The 217-nt window shown below is 36.9% G+C and carries 1 protein-coding gene; it reads left to right on the top strand.

Annotated elements, in window-relative coordinates; genetic code table 11:
• Positions 1–11 precede the first annotated feature (11 nt).
• The coding region (gene tnpA, locus CWB80_RS21635; protein WP_138686305.1) for an IS200/IS605 family transposase at positions 12–217 on the top strand (206 nt) is incomplete at its 3' end.

Here is a 217-nt window from a genome sequence, read left to right as displayed (position 1 = left end):
CTATGAGTAAAATGTACGAATGGAGAACAGGCAGAAGCTGCCTATTTAAAAACAATGTTCATCTAGTATTTGTTACAAAATACCGAAGAGACGTTTTCACTAAAGAGATGTTAGATAGAACCAAAGAGATAATGGAGGAAACCTGTAAGCAAATGGATTGCGAGCTTTTAGAGTTTGGTGGAGAACATGACCACGTTCACTTAATGGTGTCTATTCA

Origin of the sequence: Pseudoalteromonas sp. S1650 (assembly GCF_005887195.1) — a bacterium.
GTDB lineage: Bacteria > Pseudomonadota > Gammaproteobacteria > Enterobacterales > Alteromonadaceae > Pseudoalteromonas > Pseudoalteromonas simplex.
Note: the sequence above shows the minus strand (reverse complement) of the source record. Positions and strands in the feature narration are given on the sequence as shown.